Below are 20679 nucleotides of genomic sequence, written 5' to 3'. Positions count from 1 at the left end.
TCTCCTCTTCCGGTGAGGTCTTCGCGTGGCGTCTGCGTCTGTACCCGACGGAGTGGCCCCGCGCCGCCTCGGGTGCGGCGCGTCCACCCGGGGCCCCCGTGCCCGGCACCGGGTCGGGGCGGTCGTCATGGCGCTGACCGCCTTCATGGGCGTCGGTCTCGTGGCCGGCCCCGTACATTCCGTTGCGGCGGACATGCCGTGCGCTCTGCCGCGCACCGACGCGCACCACTCGCTGGGTTTGGACACCTGGAACGCCTCCTATCCGCGCCCCGAGGGGACGCTCGATGCCGCCCTTCTCTTTCTCTCTTTCCCCGATGCGACCCCTATGGCCACCCCTCGGGAGCTTGTGAACGACCATTTCCCTGCCACATCGGACTTTTTCCAGCGGGCGAGTTACGGAAAGTTCCGGTTGCGACCGCGCCCGGTCGACCGCTGGATCGAGCTGCCGCGCCCCGCCACGGAGTACGGCATACAGCGCGACTGGGACCCCGACCTGCGCAACTCCTATCTGCGGGACGCGGTGGCCGCCGCCGACCCGCATGTGGACTTCGCTCGTTACGACATCGTCTATCTCGTCGCGGACCCCGACGCTCCCGGAGTGGACCCCGACGCCACAAAAGTCGTCAATCTCGACAAGCCGCTCACCGCCGATGGGGTCGGACTCGGTCGCCTCGTCACCGTGTTCGAGCAGAGCCCGCCGGACCGCAACGTTCTCGCCCATGAGACCGGACACCTCTTCGACCTGCCCGACCTCTATCAGCGCCCCTCCGACGGCAAGGCCGACTGGGACACCAGGGTGGGGGACTGGGACCTGATGGGCAGCCAGTTCGGACTGGCGCCCGAACCCTTCGGCTGGCACAAGTGGAAGCTGGGCTGGCTGGACCGGTCCAACGTGGTCTGCGTCCCGACCAACAGGAGCGCCGTCCCGCCGAACGCCGAGGAGGCCGAGGCCGCCCGCGGCGCGACGGCGCAGGCCCGCTACACGCTGCGCCCCCTGGCGGCTGCCTCCCGCGCGGCGCAGGCCCGCCGGGGAGTGCGGGCGTCCGTGTCCGGGGCGGGAGCGGCCGCACCCGCGACGCCCGCGGAGCGTCCGGACGGTGTCCGGCTGCTCGTCCTGCGTACCGGCGAGCACCGGGCCGTGGCCATGGAGGTCCGCGAGCGTCGGGGCAACGACCGCGGCTCGTGCGCCCAGGGGCTGCTCATCTACCGCGTCACCAGCGACACCGCCTCCACCCACGGTCCCGTGGAGGTCGTCGACGGCCACCCCGGAACCTCCCGCTGCCACGAGACCTCGGTGCACAGCCGGCTCGCCGACGCGCCGCTCGGTGTGGGCGAGAGCTGGTCCGACCCCCGTAACGGGCTCCGGGTGCAGGTCACCGGCCGCACGGCGGACGGCGACTGGCAGGTGCGGCTGATCCGGGGCTGAGGGGCGAGGGGGCGCGGGGCGGAGGAGCTGAGGGGCGAGGGGGTCAGGGGGCCCGGCGGCTGTGGAAGCGGCCGGCTCAGTCGAACAGCTCCGCCGACCTGTGCGCCTGGGCGAGTCGGCGCAGCGCGGCCAGCAGCGCGTCGCCCAGTATGTTGCCGAGTACGACCGCCTCGGCCATCGCGTCCGTGTCCGGCCGTTTGCGGACGACCTCCAGATCGGTGGCGGCCACGGCGTCCGCCGCGCGCGCGTAGGCGTCCAGTTGGTCGGCGAAGTCGTCCTGGTCCAGCCGCCGCAGCGCGTCCAGCACCTCCGCGGCGGCCGTCAGCGCCGGGCTCCGCTCGGAAACCTGCCACCCCTGGCGCTCGGCCAGGGCCCGGATCTCGGCGACCGCCTCCCGCCGCCCGGCCGCGTCCTGGTGCCCGCCGACCCTGCTGGGGGTGACGGTCCGCTGGGCGGCGTGCAGCACCTTGTGCCGACCCGTCTCGGGGCTGTCCAGTGCGGCGATGACATCGCGTACGGCGGCGACCGACAGTCCGCCCACCTCCAGCAGGGCACGGATGAGACGGAGCCTGTCCACGTGCCGTTCGTCGTACTGTGCCTGGTTGTGGCTGGTGCGCTCGCCGGGCGCCAGCAGCGACTCCCGTACGTAGTACTTGATCGTCGGCGCGGGCACTCCGCTGAGTCGGCTCAGCTCCGCGATGCGCATCGGCTCCCCTTCTCCGTTGTGCGGGCGGCCCTTGCACCTTCCCTCAACCAGGATGGATAGTCCAACTATCGGTAGTGGCGCTGGCGACTATCTGTAGTCGGAAGGGCCTTCGGGGGAGAGAACAGGCCACGACGCCGGAAACGCCGAAGGCCCCTCGCTCGCGCGAGGGGCCTTCGGCTGTCTGTGCGCCGCCAGGGACTCGAACCCCGGACCCGCTGATTAAGAGTCAGCTGCTCTAACCAACTGAGCTAGCGGCGCCTGCTGACGTCGTAGACCTTAACACCACGATCCGGTGAAGCGAAAATCGATATTCCGGACGCCACCCTCCCGACCTGCAACGCCCGGGTGCGGGCAGCGGCCGGGGAGCTCACTGCCGGCCGGGCGGCTGGGTGCCCGGCACCCGGTCCTTGAGCAGATCCCGGCCGAACTCGATCATCTTGCGGGCGTACTCCTCGCTCCAGCCGCCGCGGTCGGCGATGGCCGAGTCCGGCAGCTTGTCGAACTTCTTGGGGTCGGCCAGCTGAGCCGCCGCCGCGGCCTGGTACTCCTGCGCCCGGTCGGCGGCCGCCCGGAACGCGTGCACCAGCTCCGTCGCACGGTCCAGCAGCTCCTGCGGGTCGGTGAGCGACTCAAGACCGAAGAAGTGCTCGTCGTCGGGGGCCGCCTCGGTCGGCTCGAACAGCAGCGGGGCGGGGCGACGGTACTGCGGGCCACCGCCACCGCTTCCCGCGGCGGAGGAGCGCGAGGGGTCCGGAGCCGAGTGCGGCTCAGCCATGTACATACCTCCAAGGTCGTGGGCCGCCCCCCATTGTGCGCTCCGTACCCCCGCGCCCGCACCGCCCGCGGCAGCTCACTCCAGCCGGACCCGGTGCCGCGCCAGACGGGCCAGCACCGCCTGATGGGCCTCCCAGCCGTCCGGCGCCGGGGAGACGGGGCCGAGCTGCACGGGTTCGGTCGCCGGATGCTCGTCCAGCAGTTCGGCGACGCCCGCCCGGCACACCACCACACAGGCGTGCCGGTGCCGTGACGCCAGCACACACAGCCGTCCGGTCTCCAGATGGAACCGCGTCGCATCCGGTCGCCCCGACAGCGGGTGCAGTACGACGGTGACGTCGAACTCCCGCCCCTGGAGCCGGTTGGCGGTGTCCACGGTGACCTCGGCGGCGGCGCCGTTCGCCCCGTCCAGCTCGGCCAGCGCCGCGCGGACCGCCGCCGCCTGGTCGCGGTGCGCCGTGCCCACCGCGATCCGGTCGGCCGACAGCGCCGACCCCGGGCCGTCGGCGCCGCCGTCCCGCTCGCTGCGCGTACATCCCTGGCGCTCCAGCATCCGGTGCACCAGCCGGGCGACGGCCCCGACCGCCTCCGGGTCCGTACGCGGCGTACGGGCCGCCGGCAGCTCCAGCAGGCCCCAGCCGGAGTCGGCGGCCTCGTCCAGCACGGCGTCGACGGGCGAACCGTCGGCCGGGGCCCCGAAGGCGAGCCGGCGGTCGCCCGGCCCGGTGCCGCTGCGGAACGGGGTGTACGGATAGAACGCGTCCGACACCAGCTCGGCGGCCGACGCCGGCAGCCGCCAGGAGACCGGCAGCCGGTGCTGCGGCAGTGCCGGGTTGTGCGCCAGCAGGGTGCTGACCGCGCTGGTCGAGGGGTCGTGCGGCTGGCCCGTCCACTGCTCGACCCCGACCTGACTGAACGGGTCGAGCTGGCCGGGGTCGCCCACGAACAGCGCCCGCTCGAACAGCCCGGCCACCGCCAGCAGCGCGTCCGAGCGCATCTGGTACGCCTCGTCGACGATCGCGTGCCGCCACGGCTCCTCCGCGGACACCCAGGCCCACTTGGCCGCAGTGGAGACGACGATGTCCTGCCCCGCCAGATCGGCCGGCTTCGCGGAGGTCCGCACGGACGGATGGCGGTCCAGCATCGGGTCGTACGGCCTGGGCTCACTGCTGTGCAGCCGCCCCACCGGCAGCTGCGGGTCGGCCGTCGCCAGCCGGTCCACCAGATCGTCCACCTGTGCGTTCGTCTGTGCGATGACCATCAGCGGGTGCCCTGCGGCGGCCAGCTCGCGTGCCGCGCGCACCACGAGGGTGGACTTGCCGGCGCCGGGCGGCGAGTCCACCACCACGCCACGGTGCGCGCCGTCCAGCGTGTCGGCCAGGATCGCCTCGGTGGCCGCGGCGGCGGCCCGGGCGGGGTCGGCCGCGCGCACGGCCGGAGCCACGGCCCCGGACGGCTCCACGATCGCTGTCACAGCACGTCCTCCGCGGTCACCGGGTCGGGGCGCTCCGCGCTCGGCTCACCGGGCGGACCGCCGTGCGTCCAGGGCGTCTCCTCCGGCTCGGGCAGCCCCGGCCCACCGCGCGGCGCGTGCTCGAACAGCGTCCAGCACATCAGATCGCCCTTCTCCGGCACCGTGCCCGGCGCCGGCTCCTTGCCCCGGCCCATCCCGCCGACCAGCCGCAGCACGTACTCTCCCGGGCCGGCCATCTCCACCAGCTCGGCCCGCTGCTGGGCCCCGGTCGGCAGCTGCCGGTGCAGCTTGTCCCCGTCGGACAGCAGCGGAACGTCCTGGGTGTGCACCGTCACCAAGGGGCGGGGCGAGGGCCGCTTGCCGTCCGAGTACGCCATCTCCACCTCCAGCACCTCCGCCAGGAACGCCTCGCCCGCCAGCCGGCGTACGGCCATCACCAGCGGGTCGTCCAGCGCCTCCTGTGCGTCCAGCTCGGCCTGCCGCTGCTCGCGCATGGCCAGCTTGCGCGCCGCCGTCACCGCGTCGTCCCGGCGCGGCTGGGGCGGCTCGGCGGCCCGCAGCCGGTCCCGGTGGTGGGTGTAGGACTGCCGGTCGCGCCGCCATCTGTCGGGCACATGCGCGGCCTCGGGCAGGGCGCGCAGCAGATCGACGCCCTGCCACATCGCCTCCCAGGTCGGGCGCAGCTGGGAGGCCACCAACTCGTGCACCTCCTGCGCGGCGCCCGGCACCCCCTTGTCGTAGCGCGCGACGGCGGGGGCGAGCAGTTCGTTGTCGAACGCCGGATCGGTCGCCGGTCCGGCCGGAGGCACCAGCAGCTGCCCGCGCGCGTCCCGGCCCAGCTCGGCCCGGAGCGCCGCCTCGGCCCCGCCGATCCCGTCCGGCGGCGCGAGCCACGCCAGCAGCGCGCCCAGGTGCTGGTCCTCCAGCTGGCTCTGCCCGGTGGCCCAGTGCCGCGACAGCAGCCCCGTCATCGACAGCAGCAGCGAGGAGCCCGGCACCCGGGCCCGCTCGCCGTAGTGCGTCAGCCAGCGGCCCAGCAGCGGCACCCGGGGCGGCGCCGGGTGCTCGGCTCCGGGGTCCTCCTCGGCGGTGCGCCGGAACCGCATCGAGCGCCCCAGCAGCCGTACGAAATCCACGCCGGGCCCGGTGGGCACCAGCACCTGCGGCGCGTCGGCGCACAGCTCCGCCTCGACGGTGACGCGCTTGCCGGTCTCCGGGTCGGTCTCCTTGCGCTCGACCAGCTCCACCTCGTCCTGGCAGGACTCCAGGTGCGGCAGCACCGCCTCCGCCAACCGCCCCAGGAACGCGAACCGCAGATCGCGGTCGCGCGGCTGCGGCACGGTGAACACCTCGGGCGCCGACGGGTCGGTGCCCAGCATCACCCCCAGCGGGGCGCCGTTCTCACCGGCCGTCGTCAACGGGACGAGGACGAGCGGGTCCGTGGCCAGATGCCGGTGGCGCACGGTCGCCACCGGCCGCGCGCGTCCGCACGCGGCGGCCTCCATCCGCGCCAGCGCGCTCAGCAGCGACATCAGCGCGCCTCCGGGCCCGGCGCGGTCGCCGGCTCCGCCGCCAGGGCCTCGGCGCGCAGTGCCGCCGCGCGGCGCAGCGTCGCGGCGGCCGGGTCCTGAGCGGCGGCGCTGTCCGGATCGCCGGAGGCCGCCGCGAGCACCTCGTCCACCGTCGTCAGCCCGCCCAGCTCGCCGCGCACCGAGCGGCCCAGCGCCACCACGTCGCCGGCGGACCTGGCCCGGTCGCGGCAGTGGAAGGCCAGCTCGCAGGTGGACAGGCACTCGGGCGCGTAGGCGGCGGGCACCGACTCGACGGCCGCCGTCAGCGCCGCCGGCTCCTGGTCCGGCGCGAAGTGCACGCCCTCGGGCAGTTCGGCGGCGATCTCCTCCAACCGGGTCAGCCGCCGCAGCTGGCGCCGGGTGGCGGCGATCTGCTTGCGCAGCTGGAGCAGGCCGCCGGTGGGCAGGTTGGAGAAGTCCTTCGGGCACACCAGCAGCGCGCTCTCGCGCACCGTACGCAGCCCTTCCAGCGCGAGTGCGTACACCGCCGCCTGCCGGGCGGCGGCGCCGACCTTCACCGGGTCGGCCGAACCGTCCAGGATCGGGAACGACTTGATCTCGATGATGGACACGGTGCCGTCGGGGTGGACGGCCAGCGCGTCCGGCTCCAGATACGCCGTCGACCCGGCCACCTCCAGCGCCAGCAGCGGGTGATCGAGCAGCGTCCATCGGCCGCCGTCCGCCTCGATCAGCGCCTGGCGGGTGCGGAACGCCCGCCCGGCCGGGCCGTCGGCGGTCAGCCGCGGCACGGTGACCTCCGCCGGGTCCGGGCGGGCCGCGCCGGTGTGCTCGCACAGCAGCGCGAGCAGCACCTCGCCGCCGTCCGCCTTCACGGCCGCCTCGAACGCGTTTCCGCGCACCAGTGCGAACTGCGACTGGCCGAACGGCGCGGGCGAGCCCAGGGCCTGGGCCACCGCGCTCTTGTCGACGCCCGCGCCGTCCAGCAGGGCGCGGCGCCGACAGCCGGGATTGGCGGCCAGCGCGGCCAGCGCCCGCGCGTCGAGCGGGCGCTGCGGTACGTCGGGCCCGCCGCGCAGCTCGGCGAGCCGCTGCACCGTGGCCTGCCGGTCGGCCGGCGCGGTGCCCTGCGGCGGGGTCTGCTTCGGTAGCGAGGAGCTAGTCATCGGCTGTGGCCTCGGGGGAGGGTGCGGTACCCGCGGAAGTCTCGCATCCTCCGCTGACAACACGCTTCCCCTGTCGGCAACGCGCCCCCGCCCGATCGCTCCCTGGTGGGCTGCGCGAAGATGGAACAGTGGCTTCCGGACAGACCGGAGCACCGTCGAGCACGTCCGAGAGGTCCCTATGGCACCGCGCATCCTCCTCGTCCGGCACGGTCAGACCGAGTGGTCGACGACCGGGCAGCACACCGGCCGGACGGACGTACCGCTGCTGGACGAGGGCCGCAGGACGGCGAAGCTGCTGGGCGAGCGGCTGCACCGCGCGCCCTGGAACGGACTGCCCGGCGCCGAGGTGTGCACCAGCCCGCTCTCCCGTGCGAGCGAGACCTGCGAGCTGGCCGGCTTCGAGGGCGCCCCGCAGTGGGACGCGCTCATGGAGTGGGACTACGGCGACTACGAAGGGCTCACCTCGCAGGCGATCCGCGAGCGCGCCGGGGACGACTGGTTCATCTGGCGGGACGGGGTGACCGGCGGGGAGAGCCTGGCCGAGGTGGGCGCCCGCGCCGACGAGGTGGTGCGCTGGGCACGCTCGGCCGATCGCGATGTGCTGGTCTTCGCCCACGGCCACATCCTGCGGGTGCTCGGCGCCCGCTGGCTCGGCTACGACCCGTCCTTCGCCGCCCGACTGCGGCTGGACCCCGCCTCGCTCTCCATCCTCGGCTGGGCCTACGGAGACCCCGCCGTCGAACGGTGGAACGACACGGGCCACTTGGACTGACTGGACGCTTCCGATGAGGCGGTGCCCCTGCCCGCCCGTCGCGGACCGCGGGTGCTCTGTGGCTGTGGGGGCACCTCCCGGCCGAAGGCTGGGGGAGCAAGTTCCCCGCGCTCTGACGGGGCGTGTCTGTGCCGGTGCCTTGCTGCGCTTGGGGGAGCAGGGCCGGCAAGCGCAGCCCCTTTGCGGGGTACGTGGACGTTCGGCCTCAGGCCGTTGCCGCCTGGCGCGAGAGGAAGGCGGCAACCCCGGGCGCCCCGCGACAACTCCGCAAGCGATCGGCGGCAGCCCGCAGCATGGCGCTGATCCGGGTGGACTGGACCGGGCCGAGGAAGTCGAGCGCACGCGATCCCGCGGCTGCGGCCGCCTCCGGCTCGCCCTGGGCGGCGAGGTCGCCAGCGAGTTCGGCGGTGAACAGTGCGCGGTTGCGGGTGAAGTGCGGGTCCTGGAGCTGCACGGCCCGCTCGGCGTGGTCGGCGGCCCGGTCCCACATGCCCAGCGCCGACCAGCACTGTGCTTCCAGGCCTTCCAGTTCGGCCTCGCCGAAGAAGCTCATCCACTCCGGGTCGTTGTCGCACGGCCCCTTCGCGAACAGCTGTTGGGCCCGCGCCAGCGCCTGTCGGCAGCCCGCGCGGTCGCCGAGCCCCGCCCAGCCGCCCGCCTCGCGCAGCGCGAGCAGCGACAGCAGGTGGTGCGAGCCCAGGTGCTTGGCGGCGTGCCGGCCCGCCTGCGCGGCGCGTACGGCCTCGCGGGGGCGTCCCGCGTCCCGGGCGAGGAAGGCGGTGTTGCAGAAGGCGTGTGCCTCCAGTGCGGGGTCCTGGGCGACCCGGGCGGTCGCCAGTGCTTCGGCGTAGTGCGAGCGGGCGTCGCTGTAGCGGCCCGAGTCGTGGGCCAGCCAGCCCACGGAGATGGCGAGTTCGCCCGCGCCGGCGTGCAGTCTGTCGGTCACCGCCTGGCGGTGCGCGCCCGTGTCGAGCAGCTCGTAGGCGGCGCGCAGGGAGCCGGTGGCCTGGCGGTAGAGCCCGGCGCCGCCGTGCCGGTCGTCGAGCAGCCGGATCCGGCGTACGGCGTTCTCGACGGCACCGGCCTCGGTGGCTCCCACATGTGCGTGGGCGGGCGCGGTCGGGGGCGCCGGATGGGCGGCCCAGGCGCTGGGCGCGGCACCGCTCAGCGAGGCGGTGGCGAGGGCGGCCGGACCGCCCGTCATGAAAGCGCGACGTAGCACGTCGCTCTCCTCGTCGTACTCGGGACAGTTGGGGAATTCGGTGAGACCGGTGCTGTCGGGATGGATGGTGAACGGGGGAAGTTGGGGGAGTGCGGGGTCGTCGGAGCGTGCAGGGGATTGTCGGGGCGCTTGCCCATCGGCGCGCGCCCCGCGAGCACGTGCCGCACGACCGCGTACGGACTCCCGGGGTGCGAAGCCCATGTCCGTCAGCGAGTAGCCCGGAAACATGTGCAGAAACACCCGCTCGTAGGCGTAGTTGGGGCACCTGATCTCCCCGGACTCGACGCGGCCGATGTAGCGCGCGTCGCACGAGACCTGCTCACCGATCTCGCGAGCGGAGCGGCGTACGTTCGCCGCGAACTCTCCCGGAGAGAGATGCCCCCTCAGTGCCCGGAAAGCGGTGTTGGGGCGGTGCTGCGGAACTGGTGACGTTGAGGGTGACGACGCCATGGCGGAAACGTACCGGCTGTGACGACTCCGACACCCAGTGTTTGGCTACAAACGGGATATCTCACCCTGCTTCTGCCATGAAACGCCATCCAATGCGCTGGTTCGCCACCGTAGCCGTTGACAAGGACAGCCGTTGAACGATGCACAGCGACCGCGAGGAGGGGTCTGAGTTGTTGGACACTGGCGTAGGCAGCGGCAGTCCGGCCGGGCTTGTGCCCGGCCCCTGCGACCTGGTGACCGTGCCCGCCCGGCACGGGCTCGAGGCCGTGGACATCCTCCGGCTCCGCGACGGCGTCGGCCCTGTGCTGCACGACCGCGCGGGTGACACCCTCGGCTTCCTCGTCCCGCCCGGCACCGCCGACGGCTGGGACCTGCCCGGCAGCGCCTGTACGCAGACGTACGGGACCTGTACGCAGCCGCGCGGACAGGGGGCCGGGGCCGGCGGCGCCTCGGGTGAGCCGCCGGTGGCCGGTACCGGGTGGCTGGTGCCGCCGGAGGGTGCCTACGCGCACGCGACCGAGCCCGCGGAACTGCGCGCCGCCCTCGGCGAGGCGGCCCGCACCATCGCCGCCGCCGGCCGGGTGCAGCCGTCCCGGGTGTAGCCGGGAGGGGACATGCCGAAGGGCTGCCCGGCGTCCGGCGCGGACGCTGGGCAGCCCCATCGCGATGGGCAGCCCCATCGTGATGTGTCGGCTCAGCGGCCGAACGCGCCGCCGCGCAGCGCCCGGGTACCGGCCGGGCACACCATGGTCACGCGCTTGCTGCCGGCCAGGACGGGCGTGATGTACCGGACCCGGTTCGAGCAGTCGACGAAGACCCGGAAGGCCCGGCCGGAGCAGGACACCGCGAAGACCCGCCCCGACAGGTAGGGGTTCCAGCAGCGCAGCGAGGACCGGGCCGGCGGCCGGGCGTCACCGGCCTTGCCGGCCGGCGACGCCTTGCCGCGCTGGGTGCGGCCGTTCTTGAGGTCCTTGCTCGCGTAGTCGGCGTTGGCCGCCACACTGGGCGCCGTGGTGGTCGCCGTGGCGGGCGAGGCCGCGGCGGCCGCGGGGGCCACCGCCCCGCCGACCCCGAGTGCGAGCACCGCACTCATGCCCAGCGCAGCCAGGGAATTCCGAACTTTCATTCCTTTTCTCTTTCCTCAGTCGCACGGCCGACAGAGCCGATCGCTCGATTCCGGAGCGACAAAAGAGAGAATCGTGGGACAGCAAAGGCGAAATCAAGAATTCCGCACTTTCCATATTGTCCGTGCGGATACCGGGCAAAGGCCGCCGCACCCTACCGGACATGGGGAGATCGACCCTTCAGGCGCGCGGCGGCGGCCGGAAAACCACTCGTGTGGGGTACCTGCGAAAAGTGCCGGACAATGGGTGCATGGCACGAGGCGGCGGACGGCGCGACAAGGCGCGCGACAAGCGGCGCGGCAGTGCTGTCGTCGTCGCCGAAGTCGACGGTGGCACAGCCTCGTTGGTGTCCGACCCCGACCGCCCGCACGCCCGGTCGCTGCTGCTGGACGGAGCGCCGCAGTCACATGTCGACCTCGCCGACCCCACCCACCTGAGCTTCGAGTACCAGCGCCGCCTCGGCCACCTGGTGGACCTGCTGGCGCCGCCCGGCCGCCCGGCGCAGGTCCTGCACCTGGGCGGTGGAGCCCTGACGCTGGCGCGGTATGTCGCCGCCACCCGGCCGCGCTCCACCCAGCAGGTGGTCGAGGTGGACGAGAAGCTGACCCGGCTGGTGCGTGAGCATCTGCCCCTGGAGCGCGGCTGGCGCATCCGGGTACGTGGCGGCGACGCGCGCGAGGGCCTGGGCCGGCTGCCCGAGGCATGGGCGGACCTCGTGATCGCCGATGTCTTCAGCGGCGCCCGCACCCCGGCGCACCTCACCAGCGTCGAATTCCTGCACGAGGTAAGGCGGGTGCTGCGGCCCGCCGGGTGGTACGCCGCCAACATCGCGGACGGTGCGCCGCTGCACCATCTGCGCGCCCAGATCGCCACGGCGGGCGCGGTCTTCGCGGAGCGCTGCGTCCTCGCCGACCCCGCCGTGCTGCGCGGCCGCCGGTTCGGCAACAGCGTGCTGCTGGCGGCCGACGGTGAGCTTCCGGTCGCCGAACTGACCCGGCGCACGGCAGGCGACGCGCACCCCGGACGGGTGGAGTCGGGGCGCGCCCTGGACGCCTTCACGGCCGGAGCCGGGCCGGTGACCGACGCGACGGCGACGGCCTCCCCGCCACCGCCCGAGGGGACGTTCGGCTAGGACGTCCGTCGCGGGCTGCCCGGTGGCTATCCGTCGTACGTCTCGATCCGCGGTTCCGCGTTGTCCCAGCGGCAGAAGACCGAGGAGGACACCGTCCCGTCGGTGAAGGTCACACGGATGTAGCCGGGCGCGTGCCAGACCTTCATCCGCCAGCCGGGGTCGGGCGTCGCGGACACCAGCGTGCCCTCCTCGCCGCCCAGGTCGAAGACGGCTCTGCCGCCGCGTACGGCCGTGCCCCTGACCTGCCCGGTGTGTGCGTCCCGGGCGGGGCCGTCCGTGCTGGGGCGGGGGCCGGTGGCAGCGCTGGTCCGCGGTTTTCGGGTGGGGCTCTGTGGGGGGCCGGCGGTGGGGGAGGGGGTGGGCCTGGGCCGATGGGTGGAGGAGGCCCGGGGCGTGGGCCGCTCGGCGCTCCCGTCCGGGACGGGCAGCGCGCGGGGAGGTTCGTAGGTGGTGTCGTTCAGCACCGTGTGGACGCCGAACCAGGACAGCGTGGTGGCGGCGCCGGTGGCCAGGGTCCACGCGCCGATGTGCAGCCAGCGGGGTCTGAGGAGTCGTCGGGGGCGCTGCATCCCCGTCAGCCTAGAGCCCGTCGGAATGTCGTACGGTTCCGCCCATGGCAAGTGTGCTCGTGGTCGAGGACGACCAGTTCGTGCGCTCCGCCCTCATCCGGCACCTCACCGAGGCCGCCCACACGGTCCGCAGCGTGGGCACGGCGCTGGAGGCCCTGCGCGAGGTCGCGCAGGTCGGGTTCGACGTGGTCATCCTCGATCTGGGGCTGCCGGATCTGGACGGCGCGGAGGCGCTGAAGATGCTCCGCGGCGTCACGGACGTCCCCGTGATCATCGCCACCGCGCGTGACGACGAGGCGGAGATCGTCCGGCTGCTCAACGCGGGCGCGGACGACTACCTGGTCAAGCCGTTCTCGGTGGCGCACCTTTCCGCCCGGATGGCGGCCGTGCTGCGCCGTACCACCGGCGAGTTCGGCGGGAGCGGGGACAGCGGCGGGGACGCCGTGCTGCGGGTGGGCGGACTCGTCGTCGACCCGCAGCGCCGGATGGCCCAACTGGACGGCCTGGTGCTGGACCTGACGCGCCGGGAGTTCGATCTGCTCGCCTATCTGGCGGGGCGGCCGGGCGTCGTCGTCCCGCGCAAGGAGTTGCTGGCCGAGGTGTGGCAGCTCTCGTACGGGGACGATCAGACCATCGATGTGCATTTGTCATGGCTACGGCGGAAACTGGGGGAGACGGCTGCCCGGCCGCGCTATCTGCACACCCTGCGCGGCGTCGGCGTCAAGCTGGAGCCGCCGCAGGGCGAGAGTGGACGCATATGAGGGGCGGCCCGGCGTGAGAGGCGGCGGCGCGTGAGGTGGGCGCTGGTGAAGGTCTGCCTCGCCGTGACGGTGATGGTGGTGGTGGCCTTCGCCGTGCCGCTGGCCCTGGTCGTCAGGGAGACCGCACGGGACCGCGCCTTCGCGGGCGCCGAACGGCAGGCCTCCGCCATCGGCCCCGCGCTGGCCATCACCCGGGACCGCGGCGAACTCCAGCGCGCCGTCGCCATCACCCAGGCGGGCGCGGAGGGCCGGATCGCCGTCCATGTACCGGCCGGGGAGTCCGCAGCCGGCGCCGAGGGCGGAAGCGGCAGCAACGGCACCGGCAGCGACCCCGGGAGCAGGAGCAAGAGCGACAGCGCAGGCAGCAGCAGCGGCGAGGGGGGCGCAGGTGGCGAGGACGGCGAGCTGCGCGTCGGGCACAGCCGCGCCCCGCAGGACCGGCTGGCCGCGGCGCAGCGGCTCGGGCGGGCCTCCACCGTCGAGGTCGCGGGCGGCTACGCGCTGCTGCGCCCCACCGCCGTCGCGGGCGGAAAGGTCGCCGTCGTGGAGGTCTTCGTACCCGACGAAGAGGTCACCCGCGGGGTGGCCACCTCCTGGATGGTGCTCGCCGGGGTCGGTGTCGCGCTGGTCATCGGCTCCGTCGCGGTCGCCGACCGGCTGGGTACCCGGATGGTGCGGCCCGCCGAGCGGCTCGCGGGCGCCGCGCACGACCTGGGCGAGGGCGAGCTGGACGTCCGGGTGCCGGAGGAGGGGCCGACCGAGCTGCGGTCGGCCGCCGTCGCCTTCAACTCCATGGCCGACCAGGTCGTCCAACTCCTGGCCAACGAACGGGAGCTGGCCGCCGACCTCTCGCACCGGCTGCGCACCCCGCTGACCGTACTGCGGCTCAACGCGGCCTCACTGGGGGAGGGCGACGCCGCCGACCAGACGCGGGCCGCCGTCGCGCAGTTGGAGGGCGAGGTGGACCGGATCATCAGTACGGCCCGCGAGCAGCGCGCCCAGTCGCCGGGCGCGGGGCACTCGGCCGCCTCCGACGCGGCCGAGGTGATCCGGGACCGGATGGCCTTCTGGTCGGCGCTGGCCGAGGACGAGGGGCGCGAGGCGCGGGTCGCGGGGGTCGAGCGGCCCGTGCGGGTGCCGGTCGCCCGGGCCGAACTCGCCGCCGCCGTCGACGCCTTGCTCGGCAACGTCTTCCGGCACACCCCCGAGGGCACCGCCTTCTCCGTCGACCTGCACAGCGGCGGCCCCGGCAGCGAGGCCGTCATCGTGCTGGTCTCCGACGCGGGGCCCGGCATCGCCGACCCCCGGGCCGCGCTGCGCCGCGGCCACGGCGCCGGTGGCCCCGGCTCCACAGGGCTGGGCCTGGACATCGTGCGCCGCGTCGCGGAGTCCACCGGCGGTGATGTCCGGCTGGGCCGCTCGGTGCTCGGCGGTACGGAGGTGCGGGTGTGGCTGGCGCTGCGGAACGGCACCACACGCCGGCCGCGCGGCGGCCGACGTGCCCGCCGACGGGGGCGGACGGCCGAACGGTCGGGCTGAGCGCCTCCGCTGGTACGGGACCCGTTGCCGCCGTGCCCCCTGTTTTGCGGGGGCGCGGGGTCGCGGGGTCGCGCACACGAACGCCGCCGGGTCCGGCCCGTGGGGCGGGTCGGACCCGGCGGCGTTGTGGGGTGGCCGACGCTTACTTAGCGATGCACTTGTTGCCGATGGCCGGGTTCAGCAGACCGATGACGTTGACGGTGTTGCCACACACCTGAATCGGAAGGTGGATGGGGACCTGGACGACGTTGCCGCTGAGCACACCCGGCGACTTGGCGGCGCCGCCCTGGGCACCGGCGTCGGCAGCGGCGGCGGAGGCGCCGCCCAGGACGAGTGCGGCGGCGCAGGCGGCCGTGGTCACGTAACGGAGCATGGTGTTCTTCCTCCAGGAGACAGACAACTTGAGCACCATCCAGGCACAGGAATCCAGTCCGCGTCGTTGTGACTTTCCGACCAGCGCCGCACCCTCACTCCACGGAGTGGCTGAGGTGTGCGGCGAACGGAGCAACGGCACGGTGGCAGGCCCGGCCCGCCGCGGTGTCCGACTTCGGCCCCGCCGCCTTAAGGCAGCCCTTTCCGCTGCCTTAAGAGCGCCCTAAGGACAACAGCGGAAGTCCGCAACGCGGCGTTTGCCCGATTGCCCGTCAGTAACGTGCTGCCCGTCCCCATCCCCCACAGAACGAGGCAGCGACCCGACGATGAAGACGACGAACACAGCAGGCCACCGCCGACGCACCAGCCGCACCACCAAGGCGGTCACGGGTGCCGCGGCCGTGGCACTCGTGGCGGGCGGCGGCTTCCTGCTCGCGGGCAACGCGACGGCGGGTGAGGAGCCGGCGGGCGAGAAGGCGGCCGACGCCGCGGGCACACCCTTCGCGCCGTACGTCGACACCTCGCTCCAGCCCTCCTACGACCTGCTGGAGAGCGCCGGGAAGACAGGTGTGAAGGAGTACAACCTCGCCTTCGTCACCAGTGGCGGCGGGTGTGTCCCCAAGTGGGGCGGCACCCAGGAGCTGACCGACAACCCGGTCGCCGGGCAGATACCCGAGCTGCGCGCCGCGGGCGGTGACGTCCGGGTCTCCTTCGGCGGCGCCAACGGCTCCGAGCTCGGCGTGGCCTGCGACTCCGCGGAGGAGTTGGCCAAGGCGTACGGGAAGGTCATCGACACCTTCGACCTGAAGAAGATCGACCTGGACATCGAGGGCGCCGCCCTGCCCGACACCGAGGCCAACGAACGGCGCGCCAAGGCCGTCGCCGCGCTCCAGAAGAGCCACCAGGACCTTGATGTCTCCTACACCCTGCCGGTGATGCCCGAGGGGCTCACCCAGCCGGGCGTCGCTCTGCTGAAGAACGCCAAGGCCAACGGGGTGAAGGTGTCGGCCGTCAACATCATGGCGATGGACTACGGCCCCTCCTACGACGGCGACATGGGCGAGTACGCCACCCAGGCCGCCACCGCCTCCCACAAGCAGGTCGCCACGGCGCTCGGCCTGGACGACGACGCGGCGTGGAAGGCGCTGGCCATCACCCCGATGATCGGCGTCAACGACGTCAGCGTCGAGGTCTTCAAGCCCGAGGACGCCAAGGAGGTGCGCGCGTTCGCCGACGAGCACGGCATGGGCTGGGTCTCCATGTGGTCGGGCACCCGCGACAAGCCGTGCCCCGGCGGCCCCAAGGACCAGGCGGACCCGACCTGCTCCAGCATCGAGCAGAGCCCCTTCGACTTCAGCAAGGCGTTCGCCGGCTGACCCTGCCCTCCTTCGGCCACCCCCCACAGCCACCCCCCACCGGCGGGGCGCGACGGTACCCACCCCCCACACTCACCGTCGCGCCCCGTCTTCTTCCGCCTGTCGAGTGCGCCGGTGGACTCTCCCACTGTGGGAGGGTCCACCATGCACGACACGTGCGGTCACCGGCTCCGGCCGACGCGGGCACCGGCTGCGGCTCATGCCGCCGCGCCCGGACAGGCACGCCGTATTCCGACCGTTCCGTCCAGGAGGGCATGGCGATGATCTCGGTGAAGGGCCTCGACACCCGCGGTATGCAGCACTGCGAGACGACAGCCCTGGGGGTACTGCTGCGGCACCAGGGAATCGATCTGTCCGAGCCCATGCTCTTCGGCCTCGGCTCCGGCCTGTCCTTCATCTACTGGGACAGCAAGAACATGGGCTTCCCCTTCCTCGGCGGACGGGTCAAACCCTTCGTTCTCACCAGGAACCTGGCCGCCGGGCTCGGTCTCGACCTCCAGGTCCAGGAGACGACTTCCCCCCGCAGGGCATGGCAGAACGTGGCAGCCTCCCTCGGCGCCGACCGCCCCGTCGGACTGCAGCTCGACAGCTACCACCTGGAGTACTTCTCCTCGAAGGTGCACTTCGGCGGCCATGTCGTCGCCATGTACGGCTACGACGACCAGCACGCCTATCTGGTCGACACCGACCAGCAAGGCGGAGCGGTGTCCACCAGCTTGACCAGCCTCGCCCGGGCGAGAGCCGAGCGCGGACCGATGGCCGCCAAGCACCGGTCCTTCACCCTCACCGCTTCGAGGAACCCGCCCTCCCCGTCGAGCCGGATCGTCCCCGCCATCACCGCCTGCGCCGACGCCTTCCTCGATCCGCCCATCGCCAACCTCGGCCACCGAGGCATCGAGAAGGCCGGCAAGCGGGTACGCACCTGGCTCCAGCGCACCGAAGCCCCGCAGCGGGACCTGCCCCAGGCGGCCCTCCTGATGGAGAAGGCCGGCACCGGCGGCGCCCTGTTCCGCAACCTCTACCGCGACTTCCTCGGCGAGTGCACCCAACTGCTCGACAGCAGCCACCTGCGCACCGGTCACCGGTTGTACACCGAGGCAGCCACCCTGTGGACGGAGGCCGCGGCACTGATCGCGAAGGCCGGTGAGTCGGGCGACGCGCAGTGCCTCGCACAGGCGAGCACCGTCCTGTGCGAGCTTTCACGCCTGGAGCGCGCGGCCATGGAGGCGCTGAGCCGCCTGGGGGAGTGAGGCACCGGCGGGTCCGCCCCGGCCACGCATGCGCGGACGCCCTTCGCCCGCACCCCTCCTGCTGCCCGGCCCGGTTGTAGTTGAATGTTCCCCTCGCCCGGTCCCCACGGGGTCCGGGCTCGCGGCACGGGGAGGGCACCATGGCAGCAGTGCGCGGCGGACGGGCCCGCAGGGCCGCGCAGTCCGGGCCGACCCTGGAGGAGGTGGCGCGCCGCGCCGGGGTGGGCCGCGGCACCGTCTCCCGTGTCATCAACGGCTCGCCGCGGGTCAGCGACCGCACCCGCGCGGCCGTCGAGGACGCCGTGGCCGAACTGGGATACGTCCCCAACCGGGTGGCCCGCGCACTCGCGGCGGGCAGCGCGGACACCGTCGCACTGGTGGTTCCCGAAACGGAGTCCCGGTTCTTCACCGAGCCGTACTTCCCCGCCATCGTGCGCGGCATCAGCGCCGAACTCGCCCTGGCCGACATGCAGCTGCTGCTCACCCTGCTGCGCGGTCGCAAGGAGCGCGACCGCTTCGCGCAGTACGCGGCGGCCCACAGCATCGACGGAGTGCTGCTCGTGTCCGTACACGCCGACCACACCCTGCCCGACCTGCTGGCCCGCTCCGAGATCCCCGCCGTGCTCGGTGGCCGCCGCCGCGCCGCCGAACCGCTGCCGTACGTGGACTGCGACAACACCGGCGGCGCCCGCTCGGCCGTCGACCATCTGCTGGCCCGCGGGCGCGAGACGATCGCCACGATCACCGGCCCGGCGGACGTGTACGCGGCACGCTGCCGCACCGACGGCTACCGCGAGGCGCTGCACCGGGCGGACCGGCCCGTGCCGGCGGATCTGCTGGTGTGCGGCGACTTCACCGAGGAGGGCGGAGACCGTGCGATGCGGCAGCTGCTGGAGCGGGCGCCCGGACTCGACGCCGTCTTCTGCGCCTCCGACGTGATGGCCGCCGGGGCCCGGCGCGCGCTGCGCGAGGCGGGCCGGTCGGTGCCGGACGACGTCGCACTCGTCGGCTTCGACGACTCGGTCGTGGCCCGTCACATGGACCCGCCGCTGACCACCGTCCGCCAGCCGATCGCAGACATGGGACGGGAGATGGCCAGGGTGCTGCTGCAATTGCTGGGCAAGTGGACGCCGGGCGCCCCGGGTACCGGCGCGGCCTCCTCCACCGGCTCCGCCGGTACCGGACCGGCGCGGGGAGAGGGCGACGCCCAGCACCCGGTGCTGGCCACCGAACTGGTGCCCCGCGCCTCCTCCTGACGGGGGATCACCTCACCCCATGGGGCGCGCTCAGGATGCGCCGGGCCCGGCCCGGCCGTTGCATCACAGACATGGCTCGCACCGGGACCGGCACCACGCGGAGGGGCGCGGCAGCACGCCGCCGCGCCCCTCGTCCGATCCGCTTCGCCCTGACAACCGCCGCCCTTCTCGCCCTCCCCGTCGTCCTCAGCCCCTTCCCGGTGTCCGCCACACCGCCGCCGGACACCCCCGCCTCCACCCCCACCCCGGGCCCCACGTCCGGCCCCACCTCCGCCCCTTCGCCGGCATCCGCGGCGCCGGCCCCCGAGGCGTCCGCGCCGCAGCCCTCCGGGTCGACGGCAGCTCCCTCCCAGCCCTCCGGGTCGCCCACGGCCGCTCCCTCCCAGGAGCCTTCGCCCCCGCCCTCGTCCTCCGAGGCGGGGCGGGACGCGGGGGCCGGGGCGGGCGTGCAATGGGTGCGCCCGGTGGTCCATCCGGGCGTGTGGGTCTCGCAGCCGTACGGCGTCAGGGGCAACTGGGCGGCAGGTCACCACACCGGTGTCGATCTGGCCGTCCCCGAGGGCACCCCGGTGCGGTCGGTCGGTCCGGGGACGGTGGTCTTCGCGGGATGGGCCGGTGACTACGGCAAGGCGGTGACGGTTCGGATGCCCGACGGCAAGTACACCCTCTTCGCCCATCTGTCGGAGATCCATGTGACGACCGGCGCCGCCGTCGGTCCTGGCACCTGGGTCGGCCTCTCCGGCAACACCGGCCGCTCCACCGGCCCGCATCTGCACTTCGAGGCGCGGGCAGGGCGTGGCTACGGCTCGGACATCGATCCGGTCCGCTATCTCGCCGCGCACGGCGTCCGCCTCGTATGACGGTGGACGTCGGCCGTCGGTCAGCGGCCGTACCGCCCCAGCGCCCGGTCCGGGCGGCAGATGTCGCACACCCGCGCCTCCTCGGTCCGCGCCAGCAGCTCCACCGCTTCGCGCGCCGTGATGCGCCGGGTGAGCCAGCCGTCCCTGGCCTGCCAGCAGTCCCGGCGGTGCACGCACCACCAGGGCCCTGTGTCGCCGACGCCGCGCCTGCGTACGGCCACCCACTGCCGGCCCGCCACGGCGCCGGCCGTGGGTACCGCCTGGTAGCTCTCGCCGGGAATCGGGGTGATGTTCTCGGCGGCGACGCTGATCGCGGTCGGTGCGCTCTTGGGCTCGGCGCGCCCGTCGGGGTGCTCGTAGCGGCTCGGCAGGATCGCCTCGCACTCGTACCACCAGTGGCCGTCGGGCGTGCGGGAGCGACCCGTGACGATCACGTCCAGCTCCTGTCCGTCCGGCATCCGGGCCCGTGCCCACGGTCCCGCCCGGTCGTGCCACTCACTCACGTACCGAATATTAGTTCGAATACAGGAGTGGGTGCGCCGTCCGGGTTCATTCCGGAGGCCGTTGTCGTGTTGTACCAAAAAGTGACACTTCGCCCGCCATCGTGGTGCCTCGTCCAACCAACCCTTGGAGGTTCACATGCGTATGCGTAAGCTCGCGCGTTCCGTCGCCGTCGGCTTCGCCGTCCTGGGCCTGGCAGGCGCCGGCGCGGGCTCGGCCGCCGCCTGGCCGAAGGGGCACCAGTACAACTGGGTGCACGAGTCGGTGAAGAAGGAGAACAAGGAGATCAAGGTCTCCGACGACGACCACATCATCAACGACTCGGTCATCATGTTCTTCGGCCCGATGCAGATGGACTGAGCCCGAGCGCTTCCCCTGGCAGACATCGCTCTGCCCGCCCGTCAGCACTGCGTTCCCGTC

At 73.5% G+C, this 20679-nt stretch carries 21 protein-coding genes and 1 tRNA gene; 11 read left to right on the top strand and 11 right to left on the bottom strand.

The features are described from left to right. The first annotated feature begins 145 nt into the window (after nt 1-145). On the top strand, nt 146-1426 hold the full coding sequence (locus tag KBY19_RS04650; RefSeq protein ID WP_247690600.1) for a M6 family metalloprotease domain-containing protein: 1281 nt from the start codon (nt 146-148) through the stop codon (nt 1424-1426). Between the two features lie 76 nt (nt 1427-1502). Here the strand turns inward: KBY19_RS04650 and KBY19_RS04645 are convergent, their stop codons facing one another. The 6 genes from KBY19_RS04645 to KBY19_RS04620 form a co-directional block, all read right to left on the bottom strand. Further along, complete coding sequence (locus KBY19_RS04645) at nt 1503-2132, bottom strand: MerR family transcriptional regulator (RefSeq protein WP_210955261.1); 630 nt, start codon at nt 2130-2132, stop codon at nt 1503-1505. Nucleotides 2133-2316: 184 nt separating this feature from the next. After that, nucleotides 2317-2390: transfer RNA gene (locus KBY19_RS04640), tRNA-Lys, on the bottom strand. 109 nt (nt 2391-2499) lie between these two features. Further along, entirely contained in the window at nt 2500-2907 is a 408-nt protein-coding gene (locus KBY19_RS04635) for a hypothetical protein (protein WP_099886527.1), read from the bottom strand. A gap of 75 nt (nt 2908-2982) precedes the next feature. Further along, entirely contained in the window at nt 2983-4380 is a 1398-nt protein-coding gene (locus KBY19_RS04630; protein ID WP_307843434.1) for an AAA family ATPase, read from the bottom strand. Beyond that, on the bottom strand, nt 4377-5912 hold the full coding sequence (locus KBY19_RS04625) for a hypothetical protein (protein ID WP_210965203.1): 1536 nt from the start codon (nt 5910-5912) through the stop codon (nt 4377-4379). The genes KBY19_RS04630 and KBY19_RS04625 overlap by 4 nt, the downstream gene beginning before the upstream one ends. Beyond that, nucleotides 5912-7075, bottom strand: coding sequence for a hypothetical protein (locus KBY19_RS04620; RefSeq protein WP_210965202.1), 1164 nt, complete (start codon nt 7073-7075; stop codon nt 5912-5914). Before KBY19_RS04620 ends, KBY19_RS04625 begins: the two co-directional genes overlap by 1 nt. 178 nt (nt 7076-7253) lie before the next feature. Here KBY19_RS04620 and KBY19_RS04615 point away from each other — a divergent pair, with 178 nt between their 5' ends. Next, on the top strand, nt 7254-7847 hold the full coding sequence (locus KBY19_RS04615; protein WP_210965201.1) for a histidine phosphatase family protein: 594 nt from the start codon (nt 7254-7256) through the stop codon (nt 7845-7847). Nucleotides 7848-8052: 205 nt separating this feature from the next. Here KBY19_RS04615 and KBY19_RS04610 read toward each other — a convergent pair whose 3' ends face one another. Then, nucleotides 8053-9519: a tetratricopeptide repeat protein gene (locus KBY19_RS04610; RefSeq protein ID WP_210965200.1), complete on the bottom strand. Its 1467-nt coding sequence runs from the start codon at nt 9517-9519 to the stop codon at nt 8053-8055. A gap of 173 nt (nt 9520-9692) precedes the next feature. Between KBY19_RS04610 and KBY19_RS04605 the strand changes: the two genes are divergently transcribed. Next, nucleotides 9693-10121, top strand: coding sequence for a hypothetical protein (locus KBY19_RS04605; RefSeq protein ID WP_099886526.1), 429 nt, complete (start codon nt 9693-9695; stop codon nt 10119-10121). A 92-nt stretch (nt 10122-10213) separates the two neighbouring features. On the opposite strand, the gene KBY19_RS04600 is transcribed toward KBY19_RS04605, so the two are convergent. Continuing rightward, complete coding sequence (locus tag KBY19_RS04600) at nt 10214-10645, bottom strand: hypothetical protein (RefSeq protein ID WP_247690586.1); 432 nt, start codon at nt 10643-10645, stop codon at nt 10214-10216. 248 nt (nt 10646-10893) lie between these two features. Between KBY19_RS04600 and KBY19_RS04595 the strand changes: the two genes are divergently transcribed. Beyond that, complete coding sequence (locus tag KBY19_RS04595) at nt 10894-11775, top strand: spermidine synthase (RefSeq protein ID WP_099881209.1); 882 nt, start codon at nt 10894-10896, stop codon at nt 11773-11775. Between the two features lie 26 nt (nt 11776-11801). Here the strand turns inward: KBY19_RS04595 and KBY19_RS04590 are convergent, their stop codons facing one another. Next, nucleotides 11802-12344 (bottom strand): hypothetical protein, encoded by a 543-nt coding sequence (locus tag KBY19_RS04590; RefSeq protein WP_099881208.1) that lies wholly within the window; start codon nt 12342-12344, stop codon nt 11802-11804. A 44-nt stretch (nt 12345-12388) separates the two neighbouring features. Between KBY19_RS04590 and KBY19_RS04585 the strand changes: the two genes are divergently transcribed. After that, complete coding sequence (locus KBY19_RS04585) at nt 12389-13105, top strand: response regulator transcription factor (protein ID WP_099881206.1); 717 nt, start codon at nt 12389-12391, stop codon at nt 13103-13105. Between the two features lie 30 nt (nt 13106-13135). Then, nucleotides 13136-14644, top strand: coding sequence for a HAMP domain-containing sensor histidine kinase (locus KBY19_RS04580; RefSeq protein WP_099881205.1), 1509 nt, complete (start codon nt 13136-13138; stop codon nt 14642-14644). Nucleotides 14645-14786: 142 nt separating this feature from the next. Here the strand turns inward: KBY19_RS04580 and KBY19_RS04575 are convergent, their stop codons facing one another. Beyond that, on the bottom strand, nt 14787-15017 hold the full coding sequence (locus KBY19_RS04575; protein ID WP_099881203.1) for a chaplin: 231 nt from the start codon (nt 15015-15017) through the stop codon (nt 14787-14789). A 325-nt stretch (nt 15018-15342) separates the two neighbouring features. On the opposite strand from KBY19_RS04575, the gene KBY19_RS04570 reads away from it, so the two are divergent. From KBY19_RS04570 to KBY19_RS36200, 4 genes are all read left to right on the top strand, one after another. Then, complete coding sequence (locus KBY19_RS04570) at nt 15343-16392, top strand: chitinase (RefSeq protein ID WP_210965199.1); 1050 nt, start codon at nt 15343-15345, stop codon at nt 16390-16392. Nucleotides 16393-16652: 260 nt separating this feature from the next. Then, entirely contained in the window at nt 16653-17642 is a 990-nt protein-coding gene (locus KBY19_RS04565; protein ID WP_210955449.1) for a BtrH N-terminal domain-containing protein, read from the top strand. A gap of 140 nt (nt 17643-17782) precedes the next feature. Continuing rightward, the gene (locus tag KBY19_RS04560; protein ID WP_210965198.1) at nt 17783-18898 is read left to right on the top strand and encodes a LacI family DNA-binding transcriptional regulator; all 1116 of its coding nucleotides are present in this window, start codon (nt 17783-17785) and stop codon (nt 18896-18898) included. Nucleotides 18899-18969: 71 nt separating this feature from the next. Beyond that, nucleotides 18970-19758, top strand: a complete 789-nt coding sequence (locus tag KBY19_RS36200; RefSeq protein WP_247690585.1) for a M23 family metallopeptidase — start codon at nt 18970-18972, stop codon at nt 19756-19758. A 20-nt stretch (nt 19759-19778) separates the two neighbouring features. Here KBY19_RS36200 and KBY19_RS04550 read toward each other — a convergent pair whose 3' ends face one another. Then, nucleotides 19779-20261, bottom strand: a complete 483-nt coding sequence (locus tag KBY19_RS04550; RefSeq protein WP_307842284.1) for a DUF6233 domain-containing protein — start codon at nt 20259-20261, stop codon at nt 19779-19781. 142 nt (nt 20262-20403) lie between these two features. Here KBY19_RS04550 and KBY19_RS04545 point away from each other — a divergent pair, with 142 nt between their 5' ends. Beyond that, nucleotides 20404-20619, top strand: coding sequence for a hypothetical protein (locus tag KBY19_RS04545; protein WP_247690584.1), 216 nt, complete (start codon nt 20404-20406; stop codon nt 20617-20619). Nucleotides 20620-20679: the final 60 nt, after the last annotated feature.

Origin of the sequence: Streptomyces sp. B15 (assembly GCF_018070605.1) — a bacterium.
Lineage (GTDB): Bacteria > Actinomycetota > Actinomycetes > Streptomycetales > Streptomycetaceae > Streptomyces > Streptomyces smyrnaeus.
Note: the sequence above shows the minus strand (reverse complement) of the source record. Positions and strands in the feature narration are given on the sequence as shown.

Bases quoted from the DNA above. Each gene is read 5' to 3' on its own strand.
- KBY19_RS04645 (WP_210955261.1), bottom strand. From the start codon at position 2,132: ATGCGCATCGCGGAGCTGAGCCGACTCAGCGGAGTGCCCGCGCCGACG.
- KBY19_RS04615 (WP_210965201.1), top strand. From the start codon at position 7,254: ATGGCACCGCGCATCCTCCTCGTCCGGCACGGTCAGACCGAGTGGTCG.
- KBY19_RS04635 (WP_099886527.1), bottom strand. From the start codon at position 2,907: ATGGCTGAGCCGCACTCGGCTCCGGACCCCTCGCGCTCCTCCGCCGCG.
- KBY19_RS04620 (WP_210965202.1), bottom strand. From the start codon at position 7,075: ATGACTAGCTCCTCGCTACCGAAGCAGACCCCGCCGCAGGGCACCGCG.
- KBY19_RS04575 (WP_099881203.1), bottom strand. From the start codon at position 15,017: ATGCTCCGTTACGTGACCACGGCCGCCTGCGCCGCCGCACTCGTCCTG.
- KBY19_RS04600 (WP_247690586.1), bottom strand. From the start codon at position 10,645: ATGAAAGTTCGGAATTCCCTGGCTGCGCTGGGCATGAGTGCGGTGCTC.
- KBY19_RS04570 (WP_210965199.1), top strand. From the start codon at position 15,343: ATGAAGACGACGAACACAGCAGGCCACCGCCGACGCACCAGCCGCACC.
- KBY19_RS04585 (WP_099881206.1), top strand. From the start codon at position 12,389: ATGGCAAGTGTGCTCGTGGTCGAGGACGACCAGTTCGTGCGCTCCGCC.
- KBY19_RS04610 (WP_210965200.1), bottom strand. From the start codon at position 9,519: ATGGCGTCGTCACCCTCAACGTCACCAGTTCCGCAGCACCGCCCCAAC.
- KBY19_RS04625 (WP_210965203.1), bottom strand. From the start codon at position 5,912: ATGTCGCTGCTGAGCGCGCTGGCGCGGATGGAGGCCGCCGCGTGCGGA.
- KBY19_RS04545 (WP_247690584.1), top strand. From the start codon at position 20,404: ATGCGTAAGCTCGCGCGTTCCGTCGCCGTCGGCTTCGCCGTCCTGGGC.
- KBY19_RS04560 (WP_210965198.1), top strand. From the start codon at position 17,783: ATGGCAGCAGTGCGCGGCGGACGGGCCCGCAGGGCCGCGCAGTCCGGG.
- KBY19_RS04590 (WP_099881208.1), bottom strand. From the start codon at position 12,344: ATGCAGCGCCCCCGACGACTCCTCAGACCCCGCTGGCTGCACATCGGC.
- KBY19_RS36200 (WP_247690585.1), top strand. From the start codon at position 18,970: ATGGCTCGCACCGGGACCGGCACCACGCGGAGGGGCGCGGCAGCACGC.
- KBY19_RS04565 (WP_210955449.1), top strand. From the start codon at position 16,653: ATGATCTCGGTGAAGGGCCTCGACACCCGCGGTATGCAGCACTGCGAG.
- KBY19_RS04650 (WP_247690600.1), top strand. From the start codon at position 146: ATGGGCGTCGGTCTCGTGGCCGGCCCCGTACATTCCGTTGCGGCGGAC.
- KBY19_RS04595 (WP_099881209.1), top strand. From the start codon at position 10,894: ATGGCACGAGGCGGCGGACGGCGCGACAAGGCGCGCGACAAGCGGCGC.